Source organism: Enterococcus sp. DJ147D b (assembly GCF_058216655.1).
This window is the reverse complement of record NZ_CM177104.1, coordinates 2,079,504-2,106,498: the sequence shown is the minus strand read 5'-3', so window position 1 is coordinate 2,106,498 and position 26,995 is coordinate 2,079,504. Positions and strand designations below refer to the sequence as shown.

28 protein-coding genes, 1 pseudogene and 1 other annotated feature are annotated in these 26,995 nt (G+C 35.3%); of the genes and pseudogenes, 25 read left to right on the top strand and 4 right to left on the bottom strand.

What is annotated here, in order from left to right:
- Positions 1–771, bottom strand: coding sequence for a hypothetical protein (locus AC4BD1_RS09895; RefSeq protein ID WP_490485552.1), 771 nt, complete (start codon positions 769–771; stop codon positions 1–3).
- Positions 772–928: 157 nt separating this feature from the next.
- Here AC4BD1_RS09895 and AC4BD1_RS09890 point away from each other — a divergent pair, with 157 nt between their 5' ends.
- Positions 929–1,540: a metallophosphoesterase family protein gene (locus AC4BD1_RS09890; RefSeq protein WP_490466406.1), complete on the top strand. Its 612-nt coding sequence runs from the start codon at positions 929–931 to the stop codon at positions 1,538–1,540.
- Between the two features lie 185 nt (positions 1,541–1,725).
- Positions 1,726–2,847: a tRNA 2-thiouridine(34) synthase MnmA gene (gene mnmA / locus AC4BD1_RS09885; RefSeq protein ID WP_067482668.1), complete on the top strand. Its 1,122-nt coding sequence runs from the start codon at positions 1,726–1,728 to the stop codon at positions 2,845–2,847.
- A gap of 216 nt (positions 2,848–3,063) precedes the next feature.
- Here mnmA and AC4BD1_RS09880 read toward each other — a convergent pair whose 3' ends face one another.
- Positions 3,064–4,362, bottom strand: coding sequence for a multidrug efflux MFS transporter (locus AC4BD1_RS09880; RefSeq protein WP_490485551.1), 1,299 nt, complete (start codon positions 4,360–4,362; stop codon positions 3,064–3,066).
- Positions 4,363–4,513: 151 nt separating this feature from the next.
- On the opposite strand from AC4BD1_RS09880, the gene AC4BD1_RS09875 reads away from it, so the two are divergent.
- The 3 genes from AC4BD1_RS09875 to AC4BD1_RS09865 all read left to right on the top strand — a co-directional run bounded on the left by AC4BD1_RS09875 (position 4,514) and on the right by AC4BD1_RS09865 (position 7,607).
- Positions 4,514–5,095, top strand: a complete 582-nt coding sequence (locus AC4BD1_RS09875) for a TetR/AcrR family transcriptional regulator (protein ID WP_071868838.1) — start codon at positions 4,514–4,516, stop codon at positions 5,093–5,095.
- Between the two features lie 129 nt (positions 5,096–5,224).
- On the top strand, positions 5,225–5,602 hold the full coding sequence (locus AC4BD1_RS09870; RefSeq protein ID WP_067482663.1) for a DUF1033 family protein: 378 nt from the start codon (positions 5,225–5,227) through the stop codon (positions 5,600–5,602).
- The gene (locus tag AC4BD1_RS09865) at positions 5,535–7,607 is read left to right on the top strand and encodes a DNA topoisomerase III (RefSeq protein WP_490485550.1); all 2,073 of its coding nucleotides are present in this window, start codon (positions 5,535–5,537) and stop codon (positions 7,605–7,607) included. Before AC4BD1_RS09870 ends, AC4BD1_RS09865 begins: the two co-directional genes overlap by 68 nt.
- Positions 7,608–7,949: 342 nt before the next feature.
- On the opposite strand, the gene AC4BD1_RS09860 is transcribed toward AC4BD1_RS09865, so the two are convergent.
- Positions 7,950–8,435 (bottom strand): prolyl-tRNA synthetase associated domain-containing protein, encoded by a 486-nt coding sequence (locus tag AC4BD1_RS09860; protein ID WP_206907223.1) that lies wholly within the window; start codon positions 8,433–8,435, stop codon positions 7,950–7,952.
- Positions 8,436–8,528: 93 nt separating this feature from the next.
- Positions 8,529–8,762: a binding site (T-box leader), on the top strand.
- Positions 8,763–8,918: 156 nt separating this feature from the next.
- Between AC4BD1_RS09860 and AC4BD1_RS09855 the strand changes: the two genes are divergently transcribed.
- From AC4BD1_RS09855 to AC4BD1_RS09840, 4 genes are all read left to right on the top strand, one after another.
- On the top strand, positions 8,919–9,560 hold the full coding sequence (locus AC4BD1_RS09855; RefSeq protein ID WP_206907220.1) for an amino acid ABC transporter permease: 642 nt from the start codon (positions 8,919–8,921) through the stop codon (positions 9,558–9,560).
- An 11-nt stretch (positions 9,561–9,571) separates the two neighbouring features.
- Entirely contained in the window at positions 9,572–10,207 is a 636-nt protein-coding gene (locus AC4BD1_RS09850) for an amino acid ABC transporter ATP-binding protein (protein WP_490485549.1), read from the top strand.
- A 20-nt stretch (positions 10,208–10,227) separates the two neighbouring features.
- The gene (locus tag AC4BD1_RS09845) at positions 10,228–11,040 is read left to right on the top strand and encodes a transporter substrate-binding domain-containing protein (RefSeq protein ID WP_490466403.1); all 813 of its coding nucleotides are present in this window, start codon (positions 10,228–10,230) and stop codon (positions 11,038–11,040) included.
- A 228-nt stretch (positions 11,041–11,268) separates the two neighbouring features.
- Entirely contained in the window at positions 11,269–12,579 is a 1,311-nt protein-coding gene (locus tag AC4BD1_RS09840) for a C39 family peptidase (protein WP_490485548.1), read from the top strand.
- 603 nt (positions 12,580–13,182) lie between these two features.
- On the opposite strand, the gene AC4BD1_RS09835 is transcribed toward AC4BD1_RS09840, so the two are convergent.
- On the bottom strand, positions 13,183–14,532 hold the full coding sequence (locus tag AC4BD1_RS09835; protein ID WP_206907213.1) for an MATE family efflux transporter: 1,350 nt from the start codon (positions 14,530–14,532) through the stop codon (positions 13,183–13,185).
- 143 nt (positions 14,533–14,675) lie between these two features.
- Here AC4BD1_RS09835 and AC4BD1_RS09830 point away from each other — a divergent pair, with 143 nt between their 5' ends.
- The 16 genes and pseudogenes from AC4BD1_RS09830 (at position 14,676) to AC4BD1_RS09755 (ending at position 26,871) form a co-directional block, all read left to right on the top strand.
- Positions 14,676–15,314, top strand: a complete 639-nt coding sequence (locus AC4BD1_RS09830) for a TetR/AcrR family transcriptional regulator (RefSeq protein WP_206907211.1) — start codon at positions 14,676–14,678, stop codon at positions 15,312–15,314.
- Between the two features lie 447 nt (positions 15,315–15,761).
- Complete coding sequence (locus tag AC4BD1_RS09825) at positions 15,762–16,094, top strand: hypothetical protein (RefSeq protein ID WP_206910473.1); 333 nt, start codon at positions 15,762–15,764, stop codon at positions 16,092–16,094.
- A 24-nt stretch (positions 16,095–16,118) separates the two neighbouring features.
- Positions 16,119–16,385: a hypothetical protein gene (locus AC4BD1_RS09820; protein ID WP_490466401.1), complete on the top strand. Its 267-nt coding sequence runs from the start codon at positions 16,119–16,121 to the stop codon at positions 16,383–16,385.
- Positions 16,386–16,816: 431 nt separating this feature from the next.
- Positions 16,817–17,137: a PadR family transcriptional regulator gene (locus AC4BD1_RS09815; protein WP_206910485.1), complete on the top strand. Its 321-nt coding sequence runs from the start codon at positions 16,817–16,819 to the stop codon at positions 17,135–17,137.
- A gap of 28 nt (positions 17,138–17,165) precedes the next feature.
- Positions 17,166–17,396, top strand: a complete 231-nt coding sequence (locus AC4BD1_RS09810; protein WP_206910468.1) for an ATP-binding cassette domain-containing protein — start codon at positions 17,166–17,168, stop codon at positions 17,394–17,396.
- Positions 17,397–17,573: 177 nt separating this feature from the next.
- Positions 17,574–17,921 carry a DUF1048 domain-containing protein gene (locus tag AC4BD1_RS09805; protein WP_490466400.1) on the top strand — a complete coding sequence of 116 codons (348 nt, stop codon included), beginning with the start codon at positions 17,574–17,576 and terminating at the stop codon, positions 17,919–17,921.
- Positions 17,918–18,277: a DUF1048 domain-containing protein gene (locus AC4BD1_RS09800; protein ID WP_490485547.1), complete on the top strand. Its 360-nt coding sequence runs from the start codon at positions 17,918–17,920 to the stop codon at positions 18,275–18,277. The genes AC4BD1_RS09805 and AC4BD1_RS09800 overlap by 4 nt, the downstream gene beginning before the upstream one ends.
- Before the next feature lie 102 nt (positions 18,278–18,379).
- Positions 18,380–18,481, top strand: a pseudogene (locus tag AC4BD1_RS09795) (C39 family peptidase); the annotation flags it as partial.
- A 177-nt stretch (positions 18,482–18,658) separates the two neighbouring features.
- The gene (locus AC4BD1_RS09790) at positions 18,659–21,430 is read left to right on the top strand and encodes a sigma-54-dependent transcriptional regulator (protein WP_490466398.1); all 2,772 of its coding nucleotides are present in this window, start codon (positions 18,659–18,661) and stop codon (positions 21,428–21,430) included.
- Between the two features lie 79 nt (positions 21,431–21,509).
- On the top strand, positions 21,510–21,926 hold the full coding sequence (locus AC4BD1_RS09785) for a PTS sugar transporter subunit IIA (protein WP_490485546.1): 417 nt from the start codon (positions 21,510–21,512) through the stop codon (positions 21,924–21,926).
- Between the two features lie 26 nt (positions 21,927–21,952).
- Positions 21,953–22,423 carry a PTS sugar transporter subunit IIB gene (locus AC4BD1_RS09780; RefSeq protein WP_206910456.1) on the top strand — a complete coding sequence of 157 codons (471 nt, stop codon included), beginning with the start codon at positions 21,953–21,955 and terminating at the stop codon, positions 22,421–22,423.
- Positions 22,424–22,441: 18 nt separating this feature from the next.
- Positions 22,442–23,227, top strand: coding sequence for a PTS mannose/fructose/sorbose/N-acetylgalactosamine transporter subunit IIC (locus AC4BD1_RS09775; protein ID WP_490466396.1), 786 nt, complete (start codon positions 22,442–22,444; stop codon positions 23,225–23,227).
- Positions 23,214–24,038, top strand: a complete 825-nt coding sequence (locus AC4BD1_RS09770; RefSeq protein ID WP_490466395.1) for a PTS system mannose/fructose/sorbose family transporter subunit IID — start codon at positions 23,214–23,216, stop codon at positions 24,036–24,038. Before AC4BD1_RS09775 ends, AC4BD1_RS09770 begins: the two co-directional genes overlap by 14 nt.
- A 13-nt stretch (positions 24,039–24,051) precedes the next feature.
- Positions 24,052–25,125 carry an SIS domain-containing protein gene (locus AC4BD1_RS09765; RefSeq protein ID WP_490485545.1) on the top strand — a complete coding sequence of 358 codons (1,074 nt, stop codon included), beginning with the start codon at positions 24,052–24,054 and terminating at the stop codon, positions 25,123–25,125.
- Between the two features lie 2 nt (positions 25,126–25,127).
- Complete coding sequence (locus AC4BD1_RS09760; protein WP_206910447.1) at positions 25,128–26,132, top strand: SIS domain-containing protein; 1,005 nt, start codon at positions 25,128–25,130, stop codon at positions 26,130–26,132.
- Positions 26,133–26,532: 400 nt separating this feature from the next.
- Positions 26,533–26,871, top strand: coding sequence for a hypothetical protein (locus AC4BD1_RS09755; RefSeq protein WP_490485544.1), 339 nt, complete (start codon positions 26,533–26,535; stop codon positions 26,869–26,871).
- Positions 26,872–26,995 lie beyond the last annotated feature (124 nt).

Genomic DNA, 26,995 nt, shown 5'->3' with positions numbered 1-26,995 from the left:
CTAATCTACTCTAGTCCATTCATCTAGACTTTTTCCATTCTCATCTAGAATTTCCAACCAACTGTTTGTCCCCCCAAAGTAAAGAAACAAACTGACTTCATTGACACTTTTCAAAATAATATCAGCAGTTGTTTTATTACCAGAAATATTTTCTTGATGATCGGCACGTAATTTGTCACCATACTTTGCAGCGTAACTCACCGATCCATCTTTATTGAGAGGGGCTTCTGTCATCATGATTGCTCCTTTTTTAACTAACATTTCATTTCTGTTTTTCCAGTAAAGAGTGGCTTTACTGCCACGAAAATGAACGGTGAAAGGAATTTTACTGACTTCTTTTGACCATCGATGACGTGCTTTTGCTGGTTTCTTTTTCTTTATTTCTGTTGGCAAGAAGGAGTAACCAAGTGTTGTTAATAAACGTAAAAATTGTTCGCGTGATTCCTCAATTTTTGGTAAAACATTTGCAGGAATTTGCTTTGCAATATCTTTTGGTTTTGAAACCGTTAAGTTATTTTCTTCTGCAAGTGTGAAAAAGGAATGGCTTAAATAATTTGCTTCCATTTCCCAAGGGAGTGATACCAAAATAAGCGTATCAAATTCTTTAGGTGCAGAATTAATTCCAATACAGTGACGATTTTGGAAGTACAATTCAAAAGAGTTGTCTGCAGGTGCCACTTTCTTACTTGAAATTGTTAAGGTACCTTGTCCATCAGCTAACTCGATAATTGTTTGATCTTTTTTGATTGTTCCAGTGAATGAAATTGTCATAATGTTCACCTTTCTCTCTTGTTTAGTTTGGCAATAGCTACGTTCAGTTTAGCATGAATGAAAAACAACTTCTCTTTATTCGGCTCTAACTTTGGTGATTTTAGCAAAAGAACGCTAAAATAAAGAGAACTTGAGAAGTTTAGAAAGAGGCGAGAACATGAATTATTTTATTAGTGATCTTCATTTTTTTCATGAGGCTCTATTAGGACAAAATGATTTTGCTCCACGTTTATTTAAAACAGTTGACGAAATGAATGCCCAACTTATTGATAGTTGGAATGCTATCGTAAAAGAGCACGATACCGTTTATCATTTAGGTGATCTTGCTATGCACCCCCAGTATGAAAAAGGAAGTCAAGAAATACTGGAACAAGTGAAACAACTAAATGGAAAAATCCATTTTATTAAAGGGAACCATGATAGCCGTGCCTTTTTTCGTTATTTAGAAAAAAATGATCCTGGAATGATGAATCAAGATAAGAAGTTTTACTTTCATGATGTCGGCGCAATTGTTAAATTTAATCATCATCAATATTATTTAACGCACTATCCTTTACTGCTGGGACAAAATGATGCAGTCCGTAATTTACATGGACACATCCACAATTACAGTGTTCCAATTGGAAACGATGTAAATGTTGGTGTGGATGCTCCGGAAAGAGAACTGCTAGGTAGAGCATTGCCATTTGGATCGCCGCTGTCAGAAGTCAATATTGATGAAATTTTTCAAGCAAAACAAGAAGAACTAGCAAAAATCAACCGAGTATAAGAAAAACTTATTTTATATAAAACGATGATTTTTTGATTACAAGTTATTGAAATTATTTTTGGTGAAATCTTAAGAACAAAGAGATGAAATTTTCAAAAAAATGACGTATAATGGAAAGCACTGAAAAGTTGCGACCTTCAACTCGTAGATGTTTCAGAAAATCTAATTGAAATGATGGTGATAGTATGACAGACAACAGCAAAACACGCGTTGTCGTAGGGATGAGCGGTGGAGTCGATTCATCAGTAACAGCACTTTTACTAAAGGAACAAGGGTATGATGTAGTCGGTATCTTCATGAAAAATTGGGATGATACAGACGAAAACGGCGTATGTACGGCAACGGAAGACTACAAAGATGTTGCAAAAGTTGCGGCGCAAATCGGGATTCCTTATTACTCTGTAAATTTTGAAAAAGAATATTGGGATCGAGTATTTGAATATTTCTTAGCAGAATATCGTGCAGGGCGAACACCGAATCCAGATGTAATGTGTAATAAAGAAATCAAGTTTAAAGCATTTTTAGATTATGCAATGGATTTAGGAGCAGAATATGTAGCAACTGGACATTATGCACAGGTGTCTCGTGATGAAAATGGTGTCGTTCACATGCTTCGTGGCGTGGACAACAACAAGGATCAAACCTATTTCTTGAGCCAATTGTCACAAGAACAATTAGCAAAAACAATGTTCCCACTAGGTGGCATGGAAAAGTCAGAAGTACGTGCTATTGCTGAACGTGCTGGCTTAGCGACAGCAAAGAAAAAAGATTCAACAGGAATCTGTTTTATTGGAGAAAAGAATTTCAAACAATTTTTGAGCAACTACTTACCAGCGAAAAAAGGAAACATGGTAACTCTTGATGGTGAAGTCATGGGACAACATGCTGGTTTAATGTATTATACAATCGGTCAACGCCAAGGATTAGGAATTGGTGGCGGTGGAAAGACACAAGAACCATGGTTTGTTGTAGGAAAAGATCTAACAACAAATACGTTATATGTTGGACAAGGATTTAATCATCCAGCATTGTATGCAACAAGCCTTGAAGCAAGTGAAATTCATTTCACAACCAACAATGAAATGCCAAAAGAATTCAAATGCACAGCGAAATTCCGTTATCGTCAACAAGATGTCCCTGTAACGGTTCGTTTACTTCCTGGAAATCGTGCTGAAGTCATTTTTGATGAACCAGTGCGTGCAATCACGCCGGGGCAAGCAGTTGTCTTTTATGATGGAATGGAATGTTTGGGTGGCGGTTTAATTGATAATGCTTTCCAAGAAGCGAAAGTGTTGCAATATATCTAAAGGTTGCGGCGCAAATCGTCCAGCTCCGAGACGATAAGGAAGAACAGTATACATCGTTTTGAGCAAGCAATCATGAGTACGCTAGGTCATAAAAAAGAAAAAATAGCTACTCCTAACTTAGGAGTAGCTATTTTTGTTGTCCACTAACAGAAAAGAAGATAGATGTGAGAAAAGATTCATTGATATCACTATCAATGAATCTTTTCATTTTTTTATTTAATGCAACTGTTTTTCTTTCAAAGAATGGTCTGTTAATGCTGAATCATCTAAAGATGTTGCTTTTTCGGTAACTGTTTCGTGGATAGCTTGTGTATTATGACGGACTAACACAAAATTAACCATGACCAGTAATGAAGTTGAGAGGAATACACCTCGATAACCAAAAGCACTCGAAACGCTTGAACCAATCATTGGACCAATCACATTCCCTGTTGCTTGAAAGGATTGATTGTAACTAAAAATTCTACCTGCAGCATGATGTGGTGAATATTTAGTAATCAATGCTTGAACTGCCGGAAGAAGACACGCATCTGAGATCCCAACTAAAAAACGTAAACCAGCAAGCTGCCAAACATTGGTGACAAATGCCATTGGGATATAAACTAAAACAGCAAAACCTAAACCAATTGCTAAAATTCGTTCACTACCGATTCGATCACCAAGCCTTCCAAATCGGGGTGCAGCAATCAAAGTTGCTATCCCAGGAATGGATGCGATGATTCCACTAACTAAGGTCACATTTCCGTGTCCATTCAATAACTGGCGGATATATAAACTAATGATTGGGCTAATTGAATTATTAGATGCTTGGATGATCATCGTTGTGATGAACATTCCTAAAACAACCTGAGGATACTTAAGTTCTCGAAAGATTTGTTTGGCAGAGACCATGTTTTCTTTTTTAACAGGCACAAATTCTTCATGAACAAAAAATAAACTAAGGAGAAAAACTAAAAATAAAATGATTCCAGTAATAAAAAATGTTGGGCGATAACCAAATGTTGAAGCAGAAATCCCACCTAACAGCGGACCAAGCAATGTTCCAGTAACTGATCCAGTTGCCAGTGTTCCGAGAACTTGACCACTTTTTTCTTTAGGCGTCCCTGTCGCAACGAGCGCTGTGGCGTTACTGATATAGCCTGAAAAAATACCTTGTAAGAGACGTAAGCCGACAAGTTGATAAACATTGCTGACACAACCCATCAGTGCAATCACGACCGCCATGCCAAGAGAAGCACGTAGCAGCATCAATTTTCGTCCTTTTTGATCGGCAAGTTTTCCCCACCATGGGGAGATGATCGTCGTTACCAAAAAAGTAGAAGAAAAGGTCAAGCCACTCCAAAAATTCAACTGAGCGGTACTGTAATGACCTAACGTGTCTATGTAAAGTGACATAAATGGCATGACCAGACTAAACCCAATACCAGCCATAAAAGTACCAAACCATAAAACAAGTAGATTACGTTCCCAAACTTCTCTTTTTCTAAATAATTTTCTTTTTATTTGTGTAGTCAAACAAAATCCTTCTTTCTGAAAATTTTCATCTACAGTCGATTATTATAAACTACAGACTGTAGTTTATCAACAAAACTCCCTTTTTTATCCTAGATTTTCATGTTAAACTATGAATGTTAAGGATTTTTTTACTTATGAGGAGATTAAAGAAATGAAAAAGAGAAATCTGTCTCAAGAAAAAATCATCGACTGTTTTCGTGAGTTAGCAGAAGAAATGGATGTGCAACAACTTACTTTTCAACATTTAGCAAAACGTTTAGACATCAAATCGCCCTCACTCTATAATTATTTTAAAAATATTCGTGAGGTGAAAACGGCGTTGACGGCGCAGCTATTACGTGAACTAAATGACCAATTATTACGAGCTTTAGTTGGAAAAAGTGGTGCTGAAGCACTCCGAATATATGCAAAAACGTATCAAGAATTTGCTTTTGCCAATCGTGCAGTCTATGAATTATTGATTAGTATTCCTCACACAAATGAAGAAATTTTACTTGATGGAATTCATGAAACGAATCAAATTATCTTGCAGATTTTTGAAGTGTTCGAATTAACAAATGAAGAAAAAGTTCATCGCAGCCGTGAGCTAAGAAGTCTGATCCATGGTTATTTATCTTTACGTTTTTTAGGCTATTTTACGCGTGAACCACAAGTGGATCCAGAAGAAAGCTACCGCTGGATGATTGAAGATTTTATTGCGACATTGTCATCTAAAAAAGGTTTGGATAAATGAAAATAAAATTAGCTAGATTTTCGTAAGAGTGATTTCTTGCAACTTTCTTGAAAAGTGACTAAGATGTAGCTATTGTGAAACGAGCAGAACAAAATGCTTACATTTAAGTTGAAGAGAGGTAACGCAAATATGTATCAAGTAATAACCATGTTTGGTGATAATGAGCCATGGTGGTTTTTCGAAAATTGGGAAGAAGATATTCAAGATGAGAAGATCTTCGATTCTTTTGAAGAAGCCAAAGCTGAGTATGAAAAACAATGGATCGCAATCCATCAAAAATATGAATATATCAATGCGAAGAGCAACTTTCTAAGTGCCTTTTGGAATGAAGGAGAAGAGCGCTGGTGTGAAGAATGTGATGATGATCTCCAACAATATAAAGGGTTAGCTTTATTAAAAGAGAATCAACCACTCAGCGTAGAAAGTGGAAAGGAATTTTATGAAACAACTAATTCTAGCGGAAAAACCAAGCGTTGCCAAAGACCTAAGCAAGGTGCTTGGAGCTAATCAAAAACATAAAAACTACTACGAAGGACCCAAGGTGATCGTGACTTGGGCCCTTGGTCATTTATTGAGTTTGAAAATGCCAGAAGACTTAAACAAAGAATGGCAGAGTTGGCAGATGGAAACATTGCCAATGATTCCTAAAAATCTAGGAATCAAACCCCTACCAAAAACTGGGCATCAATTAAAGGCAATTAAGCAATTAGCAACCCGAAAAGATGTGGGGGAAGTTGTCATTGCGACCGATGCTGGAAGAGAAGGCGAGTTAGTTGCTCGCTGGATTTTAGAATATGTACATTTTAATAAACCAGTGAAACGTTTATGGATTTCTTCTCAAACAGACAAAGCAATCAAAGATGGGTTTAAACACCTCAAGCCAGCCAAAGAATACGATGCACTCTATGCTTCTGCTTTGGCAAGAGCAAAAGCAGACTGGTTAGTTGGATTAAATGTGACACGTGCATTGACAGTTAAATATCAAGATAATTTATCTGCGGGTCGGGTGCAGACACCAACTTTAGCTTTAGTACGTGATCAAGAAAAGAAAATCGAGCAATTTCGACCACAAACTTATTTTACGATTCATTTAGCTGTGGCCAACGAACAAGCGAAAATGGTTCAAAAGAATCAATTTGCATTGAAAAAAATAGAAGAAGCACAAGCACTGGTGAAAACATTAAATCAGTCGAATGGAACGGTAACAGAGATTCAAGAGAAGTTAAAAACCGAGCCTGCCCCGCTTCCTTATGATTTGACAGAAATCCAACGTGAAGCCAACCAACGATATGGTTATTCAGCAAAAAAAACATTAAGTTTAGTTCAAAGTTTGTATGAAACACACAAAATCGTGACTTATCCACGTACAGATAGTAAGTATTTGACAAATGATATGAAAAGTACGATGAAAGAACGTTTACAAGCTGTTAGTGATTTTGCACCAGAAGTAAAACTTTACTTGAAAAATGGCGCAGTAGTGAAACAAACAAAAGTATTTCAAGATAACAAAGTAACAGATCACCATGCGTTGTTACCAACGGAAAACCGTCCACGTTATGAAAAATTGAGTAACGAAGAACAGAAAATTTATCAAATGATCGTCACACGTTTTCTAATGTTATTTGCGGAACCATATAAAGTGAGCCAGACAAAAATTACCGTAAGTTTTGGAACAGAAATCTTTGTTTTTCGTCAAAATCGAGTAGTTCAAGCTGGTTGGAAACAATCAACTGAAGAAGCAGTGAACGAAGTTGAGTGGAAAAAAGGACAGCGCATTGCACCAAACTTTACAGTTAAAAAAGAACTGTCAGCACCACCAAAACCATTGACTGAAGCAAGTTTACTTGGATTTATGGAGAAATACAGCTTGGGTACACCAGCGACTCGCGCAGAAATTATTGAGAAATTGATCAAATCAGAATTGATGGAACGTACACCAGTGGGATTACAAGTTTCGCCAAAAGGCAAGCAATTACTTGAATTAGTCAATCCTTCATTAGTTACACCGGAATTGACTGAAAGGTGGGAAAAAGATTTAGAAGCCATTGCTGCTGGAAAAAAACAGTCCAATCAATTTCTTCAAGGAATTGAAAAAGAAACGAAACGTTTAGTGCAAGAAATCAAAACAAGCAAGCAATCTTATCAAGATTTTTCAATTACGCAAAAGAAATGCCCTGAATGTGGATCAAATTTACGAGAAAAAAATACACGTGATGGTAAAATCTATGTATGCACGAATGTGGACTGTAGTTACCGTCGACGAAAAGATCCTAAGGTGTCTAACCATCGCTGTCCACAATGTCATCGGAAAATGGAAATCATTGAAGGAAAAAATGGTGCTTATTTCCGTTGTAAATATGATGGAACGACAGAAAAAATGTTAGGAAAAAAAGAGCAAAAGAAAAAGATGACAAAGCACGAGGAACGTCGTCTGATGAAGAAATATTCGCAGGCGGAAGAGCCAGAAGAAAGTCCATTAGCAGCTGCTTTAAGAGCTGCGATGAAAGAGTAGTAAAAAAGGGTGTGCGAGAAGTGCTTAGCGCCAATAAACAAGAATGAATTCCCAGAAATTGCTTCCCAAATTTTTGAGTAATTTAGTTTTATTTTGAAGGAGTTACTTCTTGAACACCGAGGAAAAAGGTTGTAGTGCAAAAGGTTAGCTTCGAACAAGTAAGAATGCTTTTTCTAAAAAATCATTTAAACAACTGAAGAACAAAAAAAACGAAAAAGCCACGCAATTTTCTGCACGAGAGATTGCGTGGCTTTTTTTATGGAAGTTTCTGTCATGTGATAGCAGGTTATTTAGGATCGAGACAGAAAAGTTAAATCAGACTATTTACTTAATTTCAAATTTCTATAAATTTTCAAAAATTGGCGGATGATTTAAATACTTCAAAATTTTCTGGAAATCCACAAAGTCAATGATTAGTGTCGTTGTGTTCACATTTGGATGAAAACCAACGGTGTTTTTTTGGTCGATTTCTGCATCAATCACTACTTGAATCTGATTTTCGGTATCATGCATGAGCGCTAAAGGAGTGAGTGTGCCGGCAGGAACCCCTAATAATTGATTCATTTGTTCTTCCGATAAAAAAGAAAGTCGTTTTTCAGATAATTCCTCGGCTAATTTTTTTAAATCAGCCTGTTTTTCATCAGGCAAGATAACAAGATAAATTTGCTTGCCTTTTTTTGATTTCAGTAATAGATTCTTGACTTGAGGACCAGGCAAATCAAATGTTAAATTTTTGACAGAGGTAATTGCTGGATGGTCAACTTTTTGATAAGAAATTTCGAGATGAGAAAGTAAATCATATGCTTCTTGTTCAGTTGCTTGGGGCATGGTTTATTCGACCTCCTTCATTTCTTTTTATTTTAACAGGTAAAAAAAATTTGACAAATGAAAATAAATCCTGTAAATTACACGTAAGTAAATGAAATGACATCGAAAAGAAGAGTAGCCATTAGCAGTTTTTAGAGAGTCTCTGGTTGGTGCGAAGAGATAGCGACTAATTGTGAAACACATCTTGGAGTCGGTTTTCTGAAATCGAGAAGTAGGAAAACCCGGGTAGCCCGTTATAGCTGCGGTCATTGTTTGATGACCAGATGAGGTTGGCTGACTGTGAAGCGCTGACAAAAAAAGGTGGAACCACGATTATTCGTCCTTTGGTCATAATGACCAAAGGCTTTTTTTTTCACTATTTTCTGGGAACATGACCGCTGGAGGTTTTTTCTGCAAGGAAAAAGCAAACAGAGGTGGAATCACGTGTGAACGTCCTCTTGGCATTAAGCCAAGAGGACTTTTTTATTTAAAGGAGGAAAAACAATGAAAGATTTAATTGAAGTTATGCCGCAATTATTAGTGGGCGCACTGACAACCTTGAAATTATTTTGTTTAACATTGGTCGGTTCGCTACCACTCGGATTGATTTTAGCGTTAGGGTTATCACTCAACTTTAAGCCAGTTCGTTATCTTCTTCAAACTTATGTCTGGGTTATGCGAGGAACACCTTTACTTTTACAATTGATTTTTGTATTTTATGGATTACCGACGATTGGAATTGTTTTTGATCGTTTTGAGGCAGCTTTACTCGCTTTCGTATTGAATTACGCGGCGTACTTTGCCGAAATCTTTCGCGGTGGGATCCAATCTATTCCGCAAGGCCAGTATGAAGCAGCACAAGTTTTACAGTTTAGTCCTTTTCAAACAGTAACGAAAATCGTTATTCCACAGGTAATAAAAATTGTTCTTCCTTCAGTAGGAAATGAAATTATCAACTTGGTGAAAGATTCTTCGTTAGTTTATATTCTAGGTTTGGGAGACGTTATGCGTGCAGGGAAGATTGCTATGGAACGTGATGCTAGTTTATTCCCATTACTTGGTGTAGCAGGAATTTATCTTGCGCTAACTGGAATCTTGACTTTGGTGATGAAACAAGTGGAAGAGAAGTTGAACTATTATCGCTAGGAGGAAAAAAGATGATCGAGTTAAAAAAAGTAAGTAAAACATTTGGTAAAAAGCAAGTAATCAAAGAGTTAGATTTAGTCATTCCTGATGGTAAGACACTCGCTATCGTTGGTCCTTCAGGTGGTGGGAAGACAACGCTTCTTCGCGTATTAGCTGGTCTTGAAAAAGCAGATAGTGGTGAGTTTTATTTAGATCACGAACCATTTAACCCAGCAGAACTAAAAAATCGAGAGCAAGTAGTGGGGGTGGTGTTTCAAGACTTTCAATTATTTCCACACTTAAGTATTTTTGATAACATCACTTTAGCACCTAAGAATGTATTAAAGCAGTCGAAAGAAGTGTATATCAAAAAGGCAAAAGAGCTGGCAAAATCTTTAGGTATCAGTGATTTATTAGATAGTTATCCTTTCCAATTATCAGGTGGACAAAAACAACGTGTGGCAATTGCCCGTGCGTTAGCTATGAATCCAAGAGTTTTGGCTTACGATGAACCAACTAGTGCACTTGATCCCGAGTTGCGTCAACAAGTTGAAAAACTGATTGTATCTTTGAAAGAAGAAGGCGTGACTCAAATTATCGTGACCCATGATTTAGTTTTTGCAGAAAATGTGAGTGATCAGTTATTAAAGGTAACACCAAACCAGTAAAAGAAAGGGAGAAAAAATAGATGAAAAAAATTACTCGGGCATTATTTTTAGTTCTTTTTATTTTACTCGGACTTTCTGGTTGTGGAAGAAAGCCAACAGAAGATAGTTGGACAACGATTGATCGAGAAAAAGAAATCACAATCGGTTTAGATGATACGTTTGTCCCTATGGGGTTTCGTGATAAAGAGGGTAAGTTAACTGGTTTTGATATTGAGTTAGCTAAAGCTGTATTCAAAGAATATGGCATCAAAGTCAACTTTCAGCCGATTGACTGGTCAATGAAGGAATTTGAGTTGACCAATGGAACGATTGATCTGATTTGGAATGGCTATTCGAAAACCCCAGCACGTGAAAAAAAAGTGCAGTTCACGCAGCCATACATGGAAAATACGCAAGTCTTGATAACCCCTAAAAGTTTTGAAATCGCAAGCTTTGCAGATATGAAGGGGAAAATCTTAGGTGCTCAGAATGGTTCATCAGGTTATGATGTCTTTACGAAACAACCAGAAGTTTTAAAAGATTATGTAAAAGACCAGGAAGCTGTGCTATATGATAGCTTTAATGAAGCATTGATTGATTTAAGAAGCGGTCGAATTGATGGGCTATTGATGGATCGCGTGTATGCAAATTATTATTTGAAACAAAAAAATCAATTGCAAGACTATCACATTTTAACTGGGAATTATGCAAGTGAGGACTTTGCTGTAGGTGCAAGAAAGGCAGATCGGACATTAGTGACCAAAATAAATCAGGCTTTTGACCAGTTGGAAGCGTCAGGTGAATTTCAAAAACTGTCGAAGCGATGGTTTGGGGAAGATGTGACGCCAAAATGACTAAATGAAGGATAGCTTAAGAAATCAGGAAGGTGGGTTTCTTAAGCTATTTTTATATTTAAGTAAATAAAAGAAAGACAAGTTTTCACTATATAAAGTGACTAGAATATATTCACCTAGGAAGATGTGATAGATACATGCCTGTTTGAGTCACTTATGTCTTTTTTTATAAATATAAAAAAGAATGTTATCATAAATGAAACATATCTTTTACGGAGGAACGGTTTAATGAAAAAGAGTGTAGGGTATTTCGCATGTGTGACATTATTGTCGACAATGATGCTAGCAACGACAAGTGTTTTTGCTGAAGAAACAATTGATACGACAATGAATACAGGAACAGATGAGCAGACGGTAATGTCTACTTATGTGGAGGAACAGGCGACAAGTAGTACAGTTACAGAGAATGACCCACTGGATGAAGAATTGCAGACAACCATTGTCAATGGAGAACAAGTAACTGTTGAACCACCAGTCAAAGAAGGTCAATCTGAGGCAGAGAAAACGGAGGCACCCAAAGAAGAGCTGCAAGAAGGTGGACCAAGTCTTTATGCACGTAGTTCAGTTAAAACATTTCCAATGTATCGTTTGTTCAATCCCTATAGTGGTGAGCATTTCTACACAAGAGATACTGGTGAGCGTGATAAACTGAGAAAAATTGGTTGGAATTATGAAGGAATTGGTTGGCAAGCGCCAACAACGGGTGCACCTGTCTATCGTTTGTATAACCGTTACAACGGGGAACATTTTTACACGTTAAATGCAAAAGAACGCGATAATATCACGAAGTATGGTTGGAAATATGAAGGCATTGGCTGGTATTCTTACACAGGTGCAAATGGGATTCCTGTTAGTCGTCTGTATAGTAAACGAGTCAATTGGCATCACTACACGCTAGACGAAAATGAGAAAAATGTGATTAGCAAACAAGGTTGGGCATATGAAGGTGTAGGCTGGTACGCGGTAGGAAATGGCCAACCAACGAATGATGACTATAAGCTTCTTGGTGTAAAAAATTACAACCAATATGCTTTAGGCGCACCCAGTGGTTGTGAAGGTGCTTCACTACTGCAAGCTTTACAATACAAAGGGAAAATCACTAACTGGGGGTTAACTCAATTTTTAAATACGATTCCTAAATCCACAAATGGAAATCCAAATACAGGTTTTGTTGGTAGCCCCTTTGTGGAAAATTCTTGGACCTATTCCGCAATCTATCCTGCACCATTAACAACTTGGGGACAAAAGTATGGTAATGTACAAAATATTTCTGGAAGTTCGATGAATACTCTTTTAAATGAAGTGAAAAGCGGTAACCCAGTAGTTGCTTGGGTAACAATCAATTTTCAACCAATTCGCTGGGGAAATTGGAACTTTGGTCTAGCTGCCAATAATAATCATGCAGTAACTCTCGACGGATACAATAAAGGCAGTAATCAAGTTCATGTTTCTGATCCAATCAGTGGTTCATATTGGTTAAACCGAACAACATTTGAGAATATTTACAATGCAAGAAAATACGCGGTAGTTGTAAGATAAAAGTCCAGAAAAGATTAGTTTTTTCTGGACTTTGAGAACAAATTCATTCAGGAGTAGATTCCAACTAAAAATAGTTCGCGGAGTTTATGTGGCAAATGGATATAAATTTGATGAACTTCCCTTCTGATTGTCAAACAACGTGTCCTAATGAAGATGAAAAGAGGAAAGTGTCACTATGTCCTCTTAGACACATCGTTAAAGACGACGATAAATTGGAAGTATCGAAACGACTGCTGTGAAAATTTCTTCTTAAAGTAGACGCGTATTTCTTTTTAAGAATATTCACAATCAGATAAATCAAAGCAAGGGAAAACATACTAAAAATGAGAAGAGTTTGAATTATCGCGTACATGGATAAATGGTATTATCTTTCATCAGATTTCAGAAGTGCGAGCATAATCACTACTTAAATTTCAATTAGATAGACCACCCTTTGCTGTCAAAAGTAATAATATATATAGATGACCTCTAAAGAGAACACTTTAGAGGTTTTTTCGTATAGTTAATGATGACTAGCAGACTCCTACTTTAGGATACGTTGAAGAGCATTCTAAAACTTTTTGAGTAGCTAATCAATAAGTCCCTCCACTGAGTTGAGTCTATTCAAGCAGCGTGAAAGTCTTTGCGATAATAGAAGTAACAGCCAATACCAATGCAAAAAGCGATGAATTCAGTTACTGTAGAAGCCCAAACAAGCCCATGCAAACCAAAGTTGGCATTCATATAAAGGATGATTGGAATAATCAATAAACTTTGGATGATGGAAATAATAATTGTAGGTAGACCTTTACCAGTACCTTGGAACAAACCTAAAATCAATCCTGTAAATCCATTAAAAACTGTGGTTACAAGTGATGCTATCAAAATATATTCTCCTACTTTGATTAGACTTGGACTGTCCGTGAACAATCCCAAAATCGGATAACGGAGAAGATAAGTCAAGGATACAAATACGAAGACAATCAAGGCAATAAACGCACAAGCTGTTTTGAAACTAGCATTTAAACGTTTTTTGTTTTTACTTGAATAGTTGTAAGCAAATAAAGGAATCACTCCAAAGAAAATCCCCATTACCAAAAATTGTGGAACTTGAACTAAGCGCGTCGCAATTCCAAAGCCAGCCACAATATCATCACCATAATGGACAGCATACACATTTAATAATAATGTTGAAATAATCATAAAACCAGAATTCATTAATTCAGAAACTCCGATTTTCAATACTTCGATTTGATCTTTTACAGATAAAAAAATGTGTCTAGCAAAACCCTTTAAGTGGTCGCTTTTGTTAGATAAATAATAAAGATAATAAAGCATCGAAGCCAGATTAGCCACCGCGATCGCCAAAGCAGCCCCAATTACATGAAAATGCAAAACTAAAATCAATAGCGGATCAAAAATCAGATTCACTACAACATTGATAATCATGCCATACATTGATTCTTTCGCAGCCCCTTCTGAACGTATGATTTGTTCTAAGGTGAAATTGATCGTTGTAGTAAAACCGGTGATTAAAAGTGTCACGACATATTGCATCGCATAATTGTACATTGGCATATCAACACCTAATAATTTTAATAAAGGATTGATTGCGACTACTCCGATTACACCTAATAAAAGTGCTACGATCAAACTCATATAAAAGCCATAACCAGCCACTTTCTTTGCTTTTTCTGTGTTTTTAACAGCAATCAAGCGAGTAATGTATGTACTCGTGCCTACCCCAAACATATTCCCAATGGCCATCAATGCGATAAACACAGGCATTCCGATTGTAATCGCTGATATCATCTGCGTATTGTGAAGCAAACCAATAAAGTAAGCATTTATTACACTGTAGATTGCACCGACCGAAGTTCCAATCATCATAGGGACCGATAAACTTAATACTGCCTTTTTTATCGGAGCATCTTTTAACAAGTATTCATTTGAATTTTCCATCATTTGTTCCATTTAAAAAACCTCTTTTCAATATAAATCTAACACTGTTAGTTAAACTAACGGTGTTAGATTATCACTTCTTAATAAAAAATGCAAGAACAAACTAACACTGGTAGATTTTCTGATATAATGAATACGAGGAGTGTGAAGGTATTTTGAGAAATAAAATGAATGAAGACGAAATCTTAGGTGCAGCGTGGAAATTATTGGCAACGGAAGGACTCAATAATTTTAGTATGCGAAAGTTATCCCAATTATTGAATATCAAAGCGCCTTCTTTGTATTGGTATGTAAAAAGCAAAGAGCAAATTTTTGATAAACTCGCTTCACAAGTTATAAGAGAAGTGTTAGACGAAGTCAAAATAGCAGATCAATGGCAACAGCAATTAATCTTTTACGGTGAGCTACTTTTTCAGAAATTACGGAAATATCCTTATTCTGCTTACTTACTTTTACGGACTACTCCGAATAATCCAGAGCTATTGAGATTAAACAATGAATTATTAAAAATCATCGATAGTCAACCATTAACATATAGTCAAAAATTTACTAGTATCAATGCATTTATGAATTACATCATTTCTTTTGAAATTGATTATCTTGCTCAAAAGGAAAATCAAAACAAAAGGGTCGAAGGTGAAGAACAATCGTTGTTTGGAATGGCATCTGATGAACCAATTTTTCAAATTTTGCAAGGCAATGTCTTAGATACATTAGGAAGTAAAGAAGCGTTTGAGTGGGGGTTGACGATTTTTGTGGAAGGCCTAGGAGAGTTGATAAAAAAGATAAAATAGACAAAAACCAATATTGGAAAAGAGCAAATGACAACTGAAACATTACCTGAAAGTAACTACCTTACTCAAGAATTAAGGTGCGTATTGTGATTTAGGTACATTTTAATAAAAATCAAGTAGTTAGTGAGAGTGTAAACTATCACTTTTCTTTTCAAATGAGCTATTTTCTAAAAAGAACGTCCACTATTTTCTCTTTATAGAGAATAGTGGACGTTCTTTTTTATTAGTTAATCGGTTAAAAAATATACCACTGTCTTGTTCCAAAAGGGGATTAATGTATTAGCTATGTGTTAAGAAATATATATTTAAAATAATTTTTTAGATAAACTGCTAAATTAAAGCGTAATTTTTTACTTACTTCACAAGTATGGATCGATCAGTGTAGAATATTAGTGAAGATAGGGGATTAATATAATACTTTTTAAATACTATTAAGAAGGGGGAGCCATGGAATATAAAATCGAAGTTACTTCCGCAATCCAGAAGATGTTTCCAGAACATCAATCTAAAAGTTATCAGGAATTGATTATGTATAAAGTGAATGAGCATTTGACACACGATTTTTATCGAATCAAGTCTGTTCGTTTGTCTGTTAAACAACCTGTTTATGAAATGAAAATCCATTTGGGAAAGGAATATTTTCGAATTGCTTTTAGAATAGATGATAAGAGGGTGCAGGTTTTTTATATTAGTCGAACGTTACAAAAAGAAGTATTTGATAAAGAAGTAAACAAATTAGTCATTCGTTTTAGTAAGGATCTTTGGTTATCAAGTCAATGAAGGAATGAATAGGATAAAATGACCATGATTTATAAAAAAAAGTTAAAACAATTTTTGAAAAGAACGTTTAAGTCAAAGAACTATTTTGCTTTAAAAATACTAACGTTTAAAAAGGATCGTTATTTGCTTATCATTTATAATCAAGAAGGATACAGCATATGCGAAGAAGGCTTTGAAAAGAGTCATTATCAGTTTGAATCGTCAGAAGAGGCAATGAAAAAAGTGATGGAGAAGGCAAATATTGAATTTAAACGTAGTCATAGACTTTATACGCAATTCAGAAAAGAATAAAAACTATGATAGTTAGAGGTGATCATCAAATATAAATAAAGTAAATTTAATTATAAATAAAAATAATGATAAGTTGTAATTTAATAGGTTATAATAATAATTGTTAAAGCTAATATTTTGTGTATCCAGGGCACAATGACAGTGGTATTAGTTTTAATAGCCTTTTCGTTTGGGTTATCTTTTTAAGCTACCATTTTATGGTAGCTTTTTTTATTTTAGTTTAGCTCATTAGTATTCTGATTGGTATTTATACATAAATAGATTTAGGATAACCAATGAGAAATTCCATTAATCCGTTTCACTAGAAAAATAAAATTTTTATCTACTAGTTATTACAAAGTAGTTGACACCTATGCTATTCGGTATTATTATGTAGCAGTACTAAGTATTACTAAGTATATGTGTAAATGATTTTTGAGAGGATGAAGGAATTGAAAGGAATGACTGAATTACTCAAAGGGGTACTTGAAGGAGTAGTTCTTCAAGTAATCAAAAACAGCCAAGAAACATATGGATATGAGATTACAAATACTCTGATTAAACTAGGGTTTCAAGATATCGTTGAAGGAACTGTTTATACAGTTTTACTTCGATTAGAAAAAAAAGAATTAGTTATTGTCGAAAAGCGAAAATCAGAATTGGGACCAGCAAGGAAATTTTATCGTCTGAATCCTTCTGGTGAAACTTATTTAGCAGAATTTTGGGATAAGTGGGCATTTCTTAGTAATCAGCTAGCTAAAATCAAACATTAGCTAATTGGGTCAGAAAGAAGGAACAATAATGGAATCAATAGTTATTGATAGAATAACTAAATCTTTTGGGAATCACAAAGTTTTAAAAGGGATTAGTTTAACTATCAAACAAGGAGAGATTTTTGTTTTATTAGGGGAAATGGCGCAGGTAAATCAACGTTGGACAACATTATCCAAAGCTAGCTCTGGTACTGCTAAAATTCTAGGAATAGCTGTTCAAAATGAAGCTGCTGAAGTCCGGGAGAAAATCAACCAATGACCTCAATTATTGAAACGGCAAAGAGTCTTCTTGATGGGACATTCTCATTTGGATCAACTAATAGCGTGCTCACAATAGTCTGGTTAGCTACATTAGTATTGGTCTTTTCATTCCTGTCATTAAAACGCTATAAACAAATTTTTGTGAATATATGACTATATAAGGAGGATATATGTGATGAATCTTTATGACAAGGTTACTGGTAATGATATGAATAAACTACAAAAAGAATACCAATTACGTATTGAAAAATTGCCTACTGAGTATCAAAATACTTGGCGAACATTGAATCAAGAAATATGGAAATTCAGCGATTTTACAGGACGTAATCTTTATCCGATATTAGAAGGAATTGTTGGTCTTTTCGAAGAAAGTGCTGCAGAAGGGTTATCAATCGAAGCGGTCACTGGCGATCGTATTGAAAATTTCATTTCGGAAATCGCTCATATAGAAGGGGCAAAGACTTATCGAGATAAGCTACGTGATCAGCTAAACAAAAACGTCAAAAAGAAAGTAGGACGGTGAAAACTATCATGGGATTTAAAGAAACTTTTGAAGAAAAAAAAGACTGGCGTGATCTACAAAAACGTGCGGGAAAATTGCCCAAAGAGTATTTGATCGTATACAAAGAAATCCAAAAATATCTGATGAAGGTTGATCCAATTAATTTATCTGAGGACTTTACCCCATTAAATGAGCTACTCGATCTCTTTGAAGAGAGTGCGAATAAAGAGAAAGATGTTCTTCAAGTTACAGGTGAAGATGTAGGAGCTTTTGCTGACAGCTTGATTCCTGATTCCAATACTTTTAGTGACTTACTCCAACAACAAATGGACACACAGGTTAGCAAGAAGATGGACAAATGGCTGGATAAATTTTAAACAATATTCCAACCATGATTCGATTACTTTGAATTGAGAAAAGTAAACACTGCAGTTTTTCGAATAGGTTATAACGTGGAATAGCTGACATAAAGGAGTAAGCAAGTTCATGTTTCTGATCCAATCAGTGGTTCATATTGGTTAAACCGAACAACGTTTAAGGATATTTACAATGCAAGAAAATATGCAGTAGTTGTAAAATAAGTAAAAGATCAGAGAAAATGGATTTCTCTGATCTTTTTTATAGACTAGTCACCTGATTGAAAATAAAAAAGTTAAAAGTTATAGTAGCTATCAATGACAGCAGAATTATTTTCTGGGTGAAAAACAAAGATTGACTTTGAATGCTTTTTTTCTATTATAAAGAGAAGGGGGGAGTATATGAAAGAAGAACTGTTACATTATTTGAAGAATCAAACGGCATTTCTTAATTTGAATGATCTAAGTGATATTTTTACTGCTTCAAAGTTGGCAGAGATATTTAAAGTGAAACGAAATACAGTCAGTCAATATTTAAATCTTCTGACAGAAACTGGCGAGTTAGTAAAGATCAATTCGCGTCCAGTTTATTATTTTCACAAAGAAGCATTTGAAAAACAGTTTTTTACTTTGCGTACGAATTATTATGAAAGCGCTAAACTTATTTTGTCTGAGCAACCAATGTTTGGTAAAAAACAAGATTTATTTTCTCTTATGATCGGGCACGATAAAAGTTTGAATCCAGTAATTGAACAAATCAAGGCAGCACTTAACTATCCTGATGGTGGATTACCTGTCCTGATCAATGGAGAAAGCGGTACAGGAAAAAGTTATTTGGTGAAATTGATCCATCATTACTGTATCCAAAATGATCTGATAGCAGAAGATGCCCCTTTTGTGACATTGAATTGTGCACAATATGCGAATAATCCTGAACTATTAACTAGTAATCTTTTTGGACACGTAAAAGGTGCCTATACTGGAGCGGACGACGATCGCAAAGGTGCATTTGAATTAGCAAATGGTGGAATTTTATTTTTAGATGAAGTGCATCGCTTGACTGCTGAAGGGCAAGAAAAATTATTTACTTACTTAGATCAGCATCTAATTTATCGAATGGGAGATACAAGTAATCCAATTGATGTTCAAACAAGGTTATTCTTTGCAACCACAGAAGAATTAACGAGTAATTTTTTAAATACATTTATTCGACGAATTCCGATCCAAGTGACCATTCCTTCGCTACAACAGCGAGAAAAGAATGAACGAGTGGCGTTGATTTATTCTTTTTTGATTAATGAACAAACAAAAATCAAACGCGATCTTTTGATTAGTGGCCAAACACTTGAATTACTAGCTAATGGAAAATTTAAAGGAAATATCGGAGAATTAAAAAACATTATTAAAGTCATGGTAGCTAAAGCATTCTCTGACTCTATGAAAGAACAGCCAATCAAATTAACTATTTATCATCTCCCAGAAAGATTATTTTCGCAGCATAATTACAATTTACAAACATCATTTCCAGAAGAGATAGTCATCCATAGCGAATCTAAAGTAGGAAATTTAATGATGCCAAATACGCACGATCAAATAAAAGTGGATGACTTTTTATCAACTATCATTTTAGAATATCAAAAAGCTCATGGGCATTTGACCGATTGCCATTTAAAATTAAAAGAAATAGTTGATCGACTATTTGACTATTTGTTATTCAAAACAGACCGTCAGCAAAAACATGAGACGTTACTATATTTAACGCAATATGTTCGCGAAACTTTTCAACAAATGGAAAATGCGTATCAAATAAAGTTTAATGGAAATAGTGTATACGCAGTTGGTTATTACTTATTTCAACGTGGTGCTAGTCGTTGGATACTTGAGGATAGTCAAATTATGACATTAGTCTATCAATTGGAAGAGCAGCTTTTGGAAGCTTATCCGGCGAGCTATCATTATGTTGAAAGAATTCTTGAATTATGCAAGCCAAAGGTCGATATTGAAGTATCAGTAATGGATCGAATCGTTTTGACTTTATATTTAAAACAAGTAGATTGGACAAAAAAACAGGGAATACCCAAAGCGATTATTGTCGCCCATGGTTACGCGACAGCTAGCAGTATTGCAAACGTTGCGAATCGTTTTTTAGAACATAATATTTTTGAATCATTTGATATGCCTCTAGATGTAACGCCACAGCAAATTGCAGAAGAAATCTTAGTATACAGTGAGAACAATGATATTTCTAATGGATTAGTCATTTTAGTGGATATGGGGAGTCTCAAAGAGATCTATCAGTATTTTCCCAAGCAAATCAATGTACCGATTGTCATTATGAACAACGTGACAACGCCGTTAGCGATTTTAGTAGGTGAAAACATTAAGAACCAACGAACTTTAAATGAAATTGCAAGTGAGTCTGTGGATCAAGTCCATTTCGATTGGGAAATCATCTATCCAGAGGAAAATCGACCAAAAGCCTTGTTAACTACTTGTCAAACAGGCATCGGAACGGCAACTAAGATTAGTCATTTATTAGAAAAAAGTTTACCTAATTCCTGCAAATTAAAAATCTTGCCACAAGAATATCGGATTTTAAATGAAAGAAAAGCAGATGAAATCGTTTTTTCTGTTTATGATGTTCTAGGAATTATTGGTACAGACGATCCAACAATTGAAGGTATAGCCTATTTATCTTTAGAAGAATTGATTTCAGGAGATAAGTATCAGAAACTGAATGAATGGCTAAGTCAAGTGATGACTCCAGAAGAAATGCAAATCTTTAATACAAACGTCATCCGCAACTTTTCATTAGAACGAGTGATTGATTCAGTCACGATTCTTGATACGGATAAAGTAATGAGCGAAATTGATTTATTTATCCGTGACTTGGAATTAGTCAATTTAATCCAGCTATCAAATGCAAAAAAATTAGCTCTATATGTCCATGTGAGTTGTCTGATTGAACGATTGATTCGAAATATTCCAATCGAAACTTATGAAGGATCCTTGGTATTTGATCAGTGTCAAAAAGAACGTTTGAAAAACCTCAAGGAAGCTTTTAGTGTCATTGAACGTGATTATAGTGTCACAATTCCGGATTCTGAAGTCGCGTATATTTTTGATATCATCTATCGAAACACAGACACTTCAATGAAAACAGAAGAATTTTAGAAAAGCAAGCAGTGCGCCACTAAAGTTGGCACGCTGCTTGCTTTTATTAAACTGAAAAGAAATGGAGAGGTGAGAATTATTGAAAAGAAAACTGATTCTGGCATCACATGGGAAATTAGCATCTGGGATAAAATCTTCTTTGGATTTGATTTGTGGAGAAACAGAAGTTGAAATATTGGATTGCTACTTGAGTGAAGAGTTTAATCTGGAAGAGGAAGTAAAAAAAATAATTGAACGCTACCAAGATCATCAGTTAGTAGTTGTGACAGATTTATTTGGTGGAAGTGTGAACAATGAATTTTTAACGTATATCCAAAGAGACAATTTTTATTTAGTTACTGGAATGAATTTACCTTTTTTAATTGAGTTAGTTATGCAATTTCAAATTACAGAATCACTCTCAAACTTAATAAAAGAAACTTTAGAGAAAACGAAACAAACGATTCTGTTTTGCAACGCATTAATCAGTAATGAAGTAGAGGAAGAAGAGTTTTAACTCATTAAGAAAACGGAGGAAAAATAATGATTTTATTAACAAGAGTGGATCATCGTTTGTTACATGGACAAGTGGCTTTTTCTTGGACACAAGGGTTGGGCGCAGATTGTATTTTGATTGCAAATGATGATGTACCAACAAATGAAATTCGGAAGACGACAATCAAATTAGCAAAACCACAAGGAGTAAAATTGGTCATCAAAAATATCGAAGATTCAATTTTGGCATTACAAAGTGGTGTAACAGATAAGTACAAACTTTTTATTGTAGTGGAGTCGATCGCTGATGCTAAGAAATTAGCAGAAGGCTATCCAGAAATAAAAAAAATCAATTTGGGTGGAATCAAAGCAAAAGAAGGAACACGAAGTCTTGGCAAGGCAGTTAATGTTTTACCAGAAGAAGAAAACCTATTAACAGAAATGGTGGATAAAGGGATCGAAGTAGAAATACGACAAGTACCGTCTGATAAAAAAGTTAATGTTACTGAAGTTCTTTAAAAGAAAGGTTGAAGAAAAATGTTCATTCAAGCAATTTTACTCGGACTCGTAGCATTTATTGCTCAGTCGGAATATGCATTGGGTACCTCATTACTGTCACGACCAATTGTGACTGGCCTATTCACTGGTATGGTGTTAGGAGATATAAAGACTGGAATCATTATGGGAGCTACTTTAGAATTAGCATTTATTGGCTCTTTTTCCGTTGGTGCAGCGATTCCACCAGATGTCGTTACTGGCGGTGTGTTGGGAACAGCTTTCGCCATTACTGCTGATGCGGGACCAGAAACAGCTTTGCTATTGGGCTTGCCTATTGCAACCTTGACTTTGATTTTAAAGAATATCTATCTTGGCCTTTTGATTCCGATTATGAACCAAAAAGCAGATAAATATGCCTTAGAAGGAAACTATAAAGGTGTCGAGCGCATGCATTTATCAGCTGGATTTGGTCTATCACTGATGTTAGGTTTAGTGGTCATGATTTCATTTGTGGTGGGGAGTAAAACAATAGGTAATTTGTTAAGTATGATTCCTGAGTTCATTCAGCATGGGTTATCAGTAGCTACAGGATTGATCCCTGCACTTGGATTTGCAATGCTGGCACGTCTTTTAATCAATAAAGAAGTAACACCCTATTTTTTCTTAGGTTTTGCTTTAGCTGCTTATTTAGAAATTCCAGTAACTGGAATTGCAATTTTTGGCGCTATCGTAGCAGTAGTAGTTGTTAATATTATGAATGTACGTGGCAATCAAGAAAACAGTGCCCAAACTTCGACAGGAGAGATAATGGATGATGACTTCTAATGAGAACAATGAATTAAAAATCACTAAAAAAGATTTGAGTAAAGTGTTCTGGCGTTCATTTCAGATGGAATTTTCTTGGAATTATGAACGACAAATGAATCTTGCTTATTGCTATGCAATGATTCCCATTTTGAAAAAACTTTACAAAACTAAGAATGAAATGGCCAATGCTTTAAGTCGTCACTTGGAGTTTTTCAATACGACACCACATATTGTGACCTTGATTTTAGGAATCAATGCGGCGATGGAAGAAGAAAATGCTAATGATCCCAATTTTGATGTTTCGACGATTGATAATATCAAAACCTCGCTTATGGGGCCTTTAGCAGGTATAGGTGATTCTTTCTTTTGGGGAACGCTACGCTTAATTGCTACTGGCGTGGGTACTTCATTAGCAATGCAAGGAAATATATTAGGACCGATTTTATTTATACTCATTTTTAACATACCTCATTTACTATTTCGTTATTTTGCAACATCTTGGGGATATAAATTAGGCACAGGATTCTTAAAGAAAATTCAAGAAAATGGCATGATGGGAAGTTTGACATTAGGTGCCTCAATCATTGGCTTAATGGTAGTGGGTGGAATGACCGCTTCAATGATTGATATCAATATTCCGTTAAAAATCGGAACAGGTGAAAATGCCGTGACTATTCAAAGTATTTTTGACGATATTGTTCCTCAAATTCTATCACTTGGGGCTTTCGGTGTGGTCTTTTACTTACTTAAAAAAGAAGTAAAAGCATTAACAATTTTATTAGGACTAGCTATCTTTGGAATTTTTGGTTCATGGGTCGGCTTTTTCTAGAATGGGGGAAAAAATGGAACCAACGACAATGCTTCACTATATCGATGAGGAACAAAATGCGTTGACTAAAATTTTAGATGATTATGATTTCTCGTCAGATTCCAAATTGAAAAATACGAATACAGTGACGATTTTAGCTACAGGATCATCTTATAATGCCTGTTTATCGGCTAAGTTCGCCATGGAAACAATGGCTGATGTGACGATTGTGATTGAGGAGCCTTATCATTTTACTCATTATGGAAGGCTAGTAAAGGGGACGGACACGATTATTGGCGTTTCCCAAAGTGGCAAGAGTACTTCAACTATTGAAGCTGTAAAAGCTTTGAAAAGTAGCGAAATACAACGGATTATTCTAACGAGTGATTTGAAAAGTCCTATTGCAGAAGTGGCCGACTATGTAATTGATTTGAATATGGGGATTGAAACAGTTGGCTTTGTAACAAAAGGATTTTCAGCGACTGTATTACAACTGATGTTACTTGCAATTAAAATTGGTGTTTCTAAAAGAAAGATTGATACTCATAAACTGGATGAATTGAAAAAAGAATTGTATGAAGTAATCGGTCAGTTCTCAGTAGTAATCGATAAATCTAATACTTTTTTTGAACAGCATGAGAATGTATTAAAACTGGGTGGAAGATTCGTTGCATTGGGGTATGGACCAAATTGGGGAACGGTAAAAGAATTTGAAACGAAGTTCACTGAAACAGTTCGTCGTCCTAGTCAAGGATTTGAGCTAGAGTCATATATGCACGGTCCTTATTTAGAAGCAAATTGGGAACATACGCTGTTTTTTGTCGAAACGCCAAGTTGTAACCAAAGTCGGTCACAGGCATTAGCAAGTTATATGGCTAATTACGTTGGGGAAATTTTTAAAATCACGACAGATAAAAGTTCTAGTAGTGATACTTTAGGATTAAATGTCATGGTTTCAGAGATGTTCTCTCCATTGCTACTAGTTATTCCCTTTCAACTATTAGCTTACCGTATAGCCACAACCAAAGGGATAGATTTAAGTAGAAGAATTTTTGATGACTTTGATTCAGTATTAAAAAGTAAAATAGAGAAAGTTGAGGAGAACTAAAAATGTTGAAATTTGACGAACAAAAACAAATCAATGATATTCAAGGGGCATTGGAATTACGCCCCCAAGTGGAGCAAATTGTGGATGAAATCTGTGAAAGAGGATATGATGCTATTTTCTATCTGGGGATCGGGGGAACTTATGCTTCTGCAATGCAAGCAGAGACTTACATTAAAGGACATAGTAATCTACCAGTTTATGTACAACATGCTGCGGAATATTATACAACTGGAAATCAAAGATTAACGAAAGATTCGCTTGTGATTCTGTCATCTGTTACAGGTACGACAGAGGAAGTTGTTAAAGCAGTGAATGAAATTGAAAAGATTGGGGCAACATTAATAGGATTTATTGATACAGAAGATACCCCACTTGCGAAAAGTTGTGACTACGTAGTTACTTATCCAGCACCCGGGACGGAACAAATCAAATTCTTTATGGTTGCTGATCGACTGATGAAACATAATGGAGATTTTCCTGATTATGAAGAATACTATGCGGAACTAGAAGCTTATTTACCTAAGGGATTAGTTTTAGCAGAAAAGCAGGCAGATACTTTTGGTCAAGCGTTCGCAGAAAAGCACCGTCATGATTCAATGCACTATTTTATCGGCGCCGGAAATCAATGGGGAGGTGTATATTCATATGCAATGTGTTATTGGGAAGAACAAAGTTGGTTACGATCCAAGTCTATTCATGCAGCTGAATTTTTACATGGTACACTAGAAATCGTTGATGAAACAACACCGGTCACTTTATTTCTAGGCGAAGATGAGCAACGTCCACTAGCTGAACGTGTAAAAAATCTATTACCACGCATTTGTGGAAATTATACGTTTATTGACTCAAAAGACTATCCTATCGAAGGAATTAGTGAAAAAAATCGAGGAAGAGTGCTATCTCACTTGCTGATGCACTGCGTGACGCAACGAATAGATGCTCACGTTGAAAAACTAAATTGTCATCCATTAGATATTCGTCGTTATTATCGTCAATTTGAATATTAATTAAGAAAAGAATGGACCTCTTTTGTGCAAGCAAAAGAGGTTTTTGCTTATATCTTAAGCTAGTAAAAAAGCTATGTTATAATCATTTGTAGTAAGCTTACGATGAAGTCTTCTGATACTTGTATGCATTTTCCTACTTCGTTGAAGATAGGGTTTTATCTGTTGCTGAAGTAAGTAGATCGGTGATTCGCATTAAATCGTTCATTTTTGTGTTAGTGACTTTAACAGGAAGAGTGAGCAAAAATAGGCCGCTTATATTCGTGCGATAAGAAGTATGATGAGAAGAAGAGAATCACTTAAGTGAAAAAGAGTTCATTATTTTTTTAGCAATCTGTTTTATTAAACGTTTGGACATACTGAATAGGTCAACAAAAAATTTTAGACGATCAAGGTGAACATTATGAAAAAAGTCATATGGATTTTTTCCGTCAATGCGGATGGCGTACCTCCTTTAGGATACATGGGAACGAAGGCTGGGCAATATCTTTTTGGGAATGGAATAAAATTTCAAAAGGAACTCAAGGCTGAATTAATGCCAGAATTTGATTTAGAATTTATCAGCTATGATCTAAGAGATCCTAAGGTGCCAACTGCGGATTTAATTATTTATACAGATGTGGATGAAAAATATCTTGATGAAGAAACCAAGAAAAAAGGATTCAGTATCCCTTACAATTTTTATTTTATGAATGGTACTGAAAAAATCAGAGAATATGTTGTAACCAATGTAAAAAAATAGCCAATTAACTTTTTTAACATGTTATCACAAGTGAAAAAGTTGAACAAAATAAAAAACTGTAAACAAACCAACTTTGGGTTTTTGTTTACAGTTTTTTTTGTACAGGTAATAAAAAATAAAATGT